The organism is Escherichia sp. AM3, from assembly GCF_032029835.1.
In the GTDB taxonomy this organism is placed as follows: Bacteria; Pseudomonadota; Gammaproteobacteria; order Enterobacterales; family Enterobacteriaceae; genus Escherichia; species Escherichia coli.
Map to the genome: position 1 here is coordinate 51213 of NZ_JAVUPQ010000020.1, position 6970 is coordinate 58182.

General features: G+C 46.6%; 8 protein-coding genes. 6 read left to right on the forward strand and 2 right to left on the reverse strand.

Features of this window, described 5'->3' with window-relative positions; translation table 11 throughout:
- Nucleotides 1-8: 8 nt before the first annotated feature.
- Nucleotides 9-794 carry a hypothetical protein gene (locus RTW80_RS10575; protein ID WP_001310746.1) on the forward strand — a complete coding sequence of 262 codons (786 nt, stop codon included), beginning with the start codon at nucleotides 9-11 and terminating at the stop codon, nucleotides 792-794.
- Here the strand turns inward: RTW80_RS10575 and RTW80_RS10580 are convergent.
- Nucleotides 773-1864, reverse strand: coding sequence for an acyltransferase (locus RTW80_RS10580; RefSeq protein WP_021543318.1), 1092 nt, complete (start codon nucleotides 1862-1864; stop codon nucleotides 773-775). The two genes, RTW80_RS10575 and RTW80_RS10580, sit on opposite strands and share 22 nt — an antisense overlap.
- A 295-nt stretch (nucleotides 1865-2159) precedes the next feature.
- On the opposite strand from RTW80_RS10580, the gene RTW80_RS10585 reads away from it, so the two are divergent.
- The 5 genes from RTW80_RS10585 (at nucleotide 2160) to RTW80_RS10605 (ending at nucleotide 6396) form a co-directional block, all read left to right on the forward strand.
- Nucleotides 2160-4412 carry a hypothetical protein gene (locus RTW80_RS10585; protein WP_409415303.1) on the forward strand — a complete coding sequence of 751 codons (2253 nt, stop codon included), beginning with the start codon at nucleotides 2160-2162 and terminating at the stop codon, nucleotides 4410-4412.
- Nucleotides 4413-4425: 13 nt separating this feature from the next.
- Nucleotides 4426-5178 carry a hypothetical protein gene (locus RTW80_RS10590; RefSeq protein WP_021543320.1) on the forward strand — a complete coding sequence of 251 codons (753 nt, stop codon included), beginning with the start codon at nucleotides 4426-4428 and terminating at the stop codon, nucleotides 5176-5178.
- A 9-nt stretch (nucleotides 5179-5187) separates the two neighbouring features.
- On the forward strand, nucleotides 5188-5382 hold the full coding sequence (locus RTW80_RS10595; protein WP_021543321.1) for a hypothetical protein: 195 nt from the start codon (nucleotides 5188-5190) through the stop codon (nucleotides 5380-5382).
- Nucleotides 5383-5488: 106 nt separating this feature from the next.
- Nucleotides 5489-5788: a hypothetical protein gene (locus RTW80_RS10600; RefSeq protein WP_312719065.1), complete on the forward strand. Its 300-nt coding sequence runs from the start codon at nucleotides 5489-5491 to the stop codon at nucleotides 5786-5788.
- Between the two features lie 59 nt (nucleotides 5789-5847).
- Nucleotides 5848-6396, forward strand: coding sequence for a recombinase family protein (locus RTW80_RS10605; protein WP_000639140.1), 549 nt, complete (start codon nucleotides 5848-5850; stop codon nucleotides 6394-6396).
- A 118-nt stretch (nucleotides 6397-6514) separates the two neighbouring features.
- Here the strand turns inward: RTW80_RS10605 and RTW80_RS10610 are convergent, their stop codons facing one another.
- Nucleotides 6515-6811 carry a YciI family protein gene (locus RTW80_RS10610; protein WP_000967595.1) on the reverse strand — a complete coding sequence of 99 codons (297 nt, stop codon included), beginning with the start codon at nucleotides 6809-6811 and terminating at the stop codon, nucleotides 6515-6517.
- Nucleotides 6812-6970: the final 159 nt, after the last annotated feature.

The following is a 6970-nucleotide window of genomic DNA, read 5'->3' on the forward strand; positions in this document are numbered from 1 at the left end:
AGGTTTATATGAGAAAAGTTGGCAGTACAACTGACACCGCTGATGCTAATGGTGAATACACTAATGGTAATGTCGCTAATGGTATTTCACCGACAATAATTAATGCTGAGATGATGAATACCTTTCAGCGTGAGCTGGTAAACGTTGTTGAGGGCGCGGGGCTTGAGCTTGATCCTGATGATGATTCACAGGTTCTTAAAGCGATTGGTGGCGGTCGCCTGCTTAATATTGTCACCTTTACTAAGTCAGGGACTTACACTCCAACTAAAGGGACGAAAAGAGTGCGGGTGAAAGTTTGGGGAGCGGGGGGAGGTGGCCAGAATGCTCCAGTTAGTGTGGGCGCATCTGGAGGTTGTGCTGGTGGATTTTCGGAAGGGTTATTTAATATTTCTGATAACGAAACTATATCTGTGACGATAGGTACTGGTGGCAGTGCTGTTGCTGCTGGTGTCTCGTCTAAAGGCGGGAATGGTGGTGATACAAGGTTCGGGAGTTTAATCTCAGCTACTGGAGGGAGTGGTGGCGGGGCTACAGTTCCTGCTGGAGGTATCGGAAGTGGCGGGAACATTTTAAATATTACTGGCGGAATATCTCAAGGTGGTCTGTATTATGGTTCTGATGCTTTTATTGGCGGGGCTGGAGGATCTGCATTTTCATCAACGGGTGGCAATGGCCACTTCGGTAGTTCTGGCGATGATGGCGGTTTCCCCGGCTCAGGTGGTGCCGGGGGGAATGGTAACTATTCATCAGGAAAAGGAGCGAATGGTTTAGTTTACCTTGAAGAGTTTTCCTGATTATTTTTGCTTTGAGCGTCCGCCCTTATTTTTGCTCTAATTTTAATTAGTGGCTTGTCTATTAATATTACACAAACGATCCCAAGTGCAATTGATATTGGGTAGCCTAATAAAAAGATGGATAAGCCACGATTTTCACCACCAATAGCAAGCCATGCTAGAAATCCACCAAAATATTGACAAAGAAAAATTGGATAGGCCAGGTCACCAAACCACTTGAGTATTTTCTCAAGATGTATGTTTGTCTTTATTTTTAATAATACCAGGGTTGTAAACAATGCTATTACATTATTGGTGTAGTAAAGTATTATGTTGTACTGACCTAATGCATTAATTGTATATAAATGCCAATTGGTAATAAAAATCCCGATGCAAATAAATGTTATTAAAAAAGCTTTGTGTGGAGAAAGATACATAGCTTTGAACTTTCTATGGGCAAAATAACCCAGAGAACCCATGCTAAAAGGAAGTGTTGCAGCAAGGAATGGGAAATACGCCATATCAAAAGAATGGTGTACTACATATACGTAAGCATGATAAAGCAGTGAAAGCAGAATCGACGTAATGGCTGTAAATTTATTTCGGGCTATGAAAAGCCACAATAAAAAATAACATGTTATCTCAACACCCACTGACCATGATGATGTGACTATTCTGAATCTATTACCATCAATAGCAAAGTGATAAATGGATGAAAAGGCACCGAATGGATTTGCTACAGCATTATCAGAAAGGAAAGCCCAGGGGAAGATTAAGAGGTTTCCTAATAAATCTCCAGGTAAGAAATTGCCTGTCCAGTTTGAGTGGAATTCCTTTGCGGATGGAATTAATTTTATAATAAGAAAGCCCATGACGAGAAAAAATATATATGCCGGGAATAACCTCAGCATTCTATTTTTCCAAAACATAGAGAAGTTGAACTTGTATGTTTCATGCAAAATGTATGTTATTAAAAAACCACTAATAACATAGAAGCAATTCACTGCAAAGTTGCCAAGTGCAGGTATGCGAGCCGTTAAGTGAAAAGCAATGACGCACGATGCCAAAAAAAACCTTATTAGGCCAAGCATTATTTTATCTCCGCGCCAATATCGCGCATTTTATTTATTACATTGTTAAGTTGCTCATCAGACAGAACAAGCTGAGCTGCAATATAAAACAGTATGTGTCTTGACATTACCCTGGGGCTCTCTCCGCCAGTGTATTTCCGCCATTGGCTATCGCTGGCTACACCTGCGAGCCCTGCCATTTGGTTTCCGGAGTAATTTAGTGCGGATTTCAGTCTGGCTAAATCTTCCTGCGTTGGAGGGGTGTATTTATTTATTAAAATCATTCTCTTATTTAACCGTTTAAACACGTAAGGCGATGTTAGCCCTGAAGGGGCGGGGCGTCAATCTTAATTGCTTCATTGAAAAGATGAAGACAGGAACAGGTATGGACAAAAGATATAATACCGGCAATCCAAGACCTTCAAATAGCATGAAGGATCTGAATGATAACGCCCTGGCGTACGATGATTTCCTGAACAGCGAAAGAGATACTTTTATAGATCGTTTTGGTAACGCCCAGGATACGATAATTGGGGCTACTAAAAAAATGGCAGCTGCTACCGACGCTGTTATTGATGAAGCCCGCCAAAACCTGATCCCTCTGAGCAAGCAATACATGACGCTTGCTGATGCACAGGCAGATATTGCTAATATCCCCGAGGGGAGCACTACTTATTATCGCAGCCCGGATGACAGCGCCCTCGCGATCGAGGTCATGAACGTTGGCGGAACGTTGCAGCCAACCGGTCGCAGGATGATTTCTGCTGGATATGTTGACGCGCTGAGAGATTTGGTTGCCACTGAACTGGCGAAAATTATGGCTTTCGGTGCTGCTCAGACTACCGATGCATACCCAGATATTGCTGAGCTCATTCTTGATAGTGTAGGGCATGCCGTTTATCGCCGTTATACCGATGGCACGAGCCAGTTTCCGGCATTGATGATTGGTTCAGGGATTGAGCTTGTGCAAATTGCAGGTGGAGGATTTGTCTGCCAGATGCGCGCCACTGGTGAAGAAATATTTAACATTTCTGCCCTTGGCAATCTGACACATGGCAGCCTGACCACGTGGTTTGCTGATGATGACAGTGTCAGTGACTATTCTGAAATACATATGGACGGACAGGGGAGAATTTTTCGGCGAGTTCGCACAGATGGTACCGTGGAGCAGCTGGGCGATGACACACCTGATGATGACGCCTCTGAATTCCCAATGGTTGCTTCAGTTGATGGAAATATCATTGCGGTAGATGGCAGCGATGTAACTCAGATCACGAACGACTCCGGAGTTTCAAATATTGCGCCAGTGGCATATGCGGAATTTTTGCGTTATTTGTCGAATGTCAGCGGCAACTACATCACTTATCGATCCACTTATGACGGGAATTACCGGGCGCGAGAGTCATTGCGCTTTCTTATTCACCTGATTATAACTGGTCAGTCTCTTGCTGCAGGCGGTTCAACGCAAGCACAAAGCCCTGTAACGACAACAGCGCAGGCAGATTACGGCATACTCTCGTTTGAGACCGGCCCGAAAGTCGATTTTAAGTATGACACGCTGAATGAATCGCTCCTTGAGGCTGTCATCCCATGCCGGGAGAATGCTGGGACGCGGCCTGGACAGGAGTCGCCATCAAGCGGTATGGCGTTTAAAATTCATGATCTCACCGGGCATACGGTTCTGGTTTCCGATGCGTGCTCATCCGGTACTGCAATCGCAGACATTTCATCCGGTTCAGCGACTTTTACTGGTGCAACGAAAATGATTCAGTCAGCTGTAGCCATGGCTGAAAAGTTGGGTATGCAGTATGTTCCCGTAATGGTGCTTATCCACGGCAACCAGAATGCAGCAGCAGGCACATCTATATCCAGTTATCGCGCCGCAATGGAGACTCTCCGTGCTCAGTATGAGTCTGTCATTAACGCGGCAACAGGAAAAAGCCAGTCGCTTCACATGTTTGTAGGCCAGTTATCTAATACCATTCCATACGGCGGAACTGCCGGTTCGACCAAAACTAATAACATCGGTATCGCGCAATATCAGGAAGCCCGTGATAACGCATTAATCCATCTTGCCAGCGCACAGTATGCCCGCCCGTATTCAGACGGTGAGCATCTGACCAGCGCAGGGTATCGGACAGAAGGCGAAGTTATTGGCGCGGTGGTTGGTGGGTGGCTGAATGACAATACAAAATCCTCGCTTGTGCCGATAGAGTCTGGTGTTGTGCAGTCAGGAACCACAATCACTATACCAGTGGCGGGTTGTGTTGGTGATCTCGTGATTGACACCTCGAGGGTTACCGATCCAGGCAACTACGGCTTTGTCCTGACCGGGGCCACAATTGCTTCGGTAGCCGTTAGCGGCAGCGGATCAGCAGCAAAAATAGTTATCACCAAGACCGATTCTACCACTGCGACGGCGATATCTTATGCAAGCCAGGGGATTGCCGGACAAAACCCCGGCCCTGTAACCGGTTCGCGCGGGTGTATCAGAGATTCCCAAACAGGGACGTCACTATCCGGCCTGCCTCTCTATAACGACCTTTGCGTTTTCTCCATCCAGCTTTAAAGGACTGTAAATCATGACTACCCGCTTTTATGTTGATAACGGTGTGACAGCCACGCGTTACCTTGACACTTACCCTTATCCATACGACATCACCCAACTTCCGGCTTTAATACCGGGGATTATCCTGCAGGCTGATTTTGACGTAAACGACACTGCATCATTAACCAGAAACCGGGTTGGAGCTGCTATGTCCGTTGTTGGCTCTCCTGTTCTTGGTGATTACGGCGTCAGCCTCACTGAGGCTAACCACCTGGATACAAACATCGACATAGCAGCATATAACGGCAGCGATCTGACAATGGTGACAATAGCTGTCCATCCAGGGGTAATTGGTGCTGTTGTGGGCCGGGTGCAGATGAACGCGCCACAGCGTACTCGTGGTACACAAACTACGGCTACAGCGTGGAGAGCTAAATGGTTGACTGCAGCAGGTGCAGCACAACAGGCCGACCTTATCCCGTCTACTGCCGCAATTGATGGCGAAATGGCAGTCAGTCGGTTTGTGCGAGACAACGGTAGCGGATCAATGCTGACTAAGCTTGATCTGCCACGCACATCACAGTCAGCAACCGGCACCGCAGCGACGACTCCTTATGCTGTACCTTCGTCAAAAATTCTGCTGGGCGGTTCTGTCGAGGGAGCCACGACTGCCACTATCTTCATGCGGGCATGCCTGATTGTATCTAGGGCAATAACGGATGCTGAAATGGCAACTATTTACACCTATTACAAAAATTATTATCAGCTGAAAGGCAAAAACATTTAAGGAGTGCATATGGCTGGCTATATTGCGGATTATCAGGCGACAAAAAACGGTCAGGTAATTTATTCAGGAACGCTTGCTGTTGAATCAGAAGGAAATGATGCAGCGATAAAAGAGGCTGTGATGGCTGAGCTGAATGCAATAAATATGAAATTCGGTGGTGGAATACCTGATGCCGTCACAGTTAATTCATGGTCTGCTGAATAATCAAAACGTTAGCACAGAAGCGTGCATTGATAGCCATGGGCTATATTGATCTTCTCTCCTCATAAAACTACTGTATATAAAAACAGTATTTATCGGAGGGCAGATCATGCTTAGACAGTCAGACATCGCCGCGGCTTTCCGCGAGTCCATTTTGCGCAGTTCCAAGGGGTTCCAGTACCTTCACACCCGCGACTTCGTTACTGCGCTGCGCCGGCGCGGCATCCATTTTTCCGAGGAGGAGGCGAACTCCTGGATCGCACGCGAGCAAACGTATTTCGTCGACAAAACGGCAGAGCATAGTGAAAACCGCCTGTGGATGATGGCCAACATGGGGAGGGTTCTGAGGAGTTATCTTGCGATGCGCTATAGGTTTGCCCCATCCCTCCCAAACCAACCTTTTTTATAACCATCAAAAATCTGGTGATGCTTCGCCGTTTCTCCTGTTTTCATAACAGGAGAAATCCCATGATTTACGGTTATGCCCGAGTATCAACAAACCACCAGGACACTGAATTGCAACTAACGGCGCTCAAGTCAGCGGGTTGTGAGAAAATTTTTGAAGAGCATGCCAGCGGGAGGAAATCGAATCGGCCGGTTCTAAAACGGCTGATCGCCACTATGCAGCCGGGGGATGAACTGGTGGTCTGGAAGCTGGACAGGATAGGCCGCAACGTTCTGCATGCGCTGTTGATGTTCCAGCAGTTACAGGAAAAGGGTATCAACTTCCGCAGTATTACCGATGGCGTGGATCTCAAAACAGCCAGCGGCCGCTATAACTTTCGTAACATCCTTTCCGCAGCACAATATGAATCTGATCTTAATAGCGAACGTACCTTAGCAGGGCTGGCCGTAGCCAGGGCAAAAGGGCGAGTTGGTGGTCGCAGGCCTAAGTTCACGGATGAGCAATGGCGGGAAATGGGGGAGCGGATGGCAACCGGTGAATCACGACAAAGCGTATCAAAAACGTATGGAGTAGGGCTCTCAACTCTGTATAAAAAGTTTCCAGCTAGCTGATAACGGGAAAGAAACAGAGAAGGGCACAAATATTGTGTACTTTAATGTGCCCTTTAATTTATTGATTGGTGGTTGAATTGTCCGTAACTTTTTGATTTAAGTGCAAATTTCTAATAAATTAGAACACTTTCTTAAATGGTTTCACTGAAACGTGTTCATAGACTCCTGCCGCTACGTACGGGTCAGCATCGGCCCAGGCCTGAGCTGCTTCCAGCGATTCAAATTCAGCAATAACGGTTGAGCCAGTAAATCCCGCAGCCCCTGGATCGTTACTGTCTACCGCTGGCATTGGACCAGCTGTCAACAAACGACCTTCATCATGCAGTAACTGTAAACGTGCTAAATGTGCCGGACGAACGGAAAGGCGTTTTTCGAGGCTATCAGCTTTGTCTTGAGCGTAAATAACATACAACACGGGCACAACTCCTTGTTCGGGAAAGTTGTAAAGTACGTTATTTGAAAGGGCGAAGATCTGCAACGGAAAGATGATGTCTTTGTTGGTGATGCTGCCAACTTACTGATTTAGTGTATGATGGTGTTTTTGAGGTGCTCCAGTGGCTTCTGTTTCTATCAG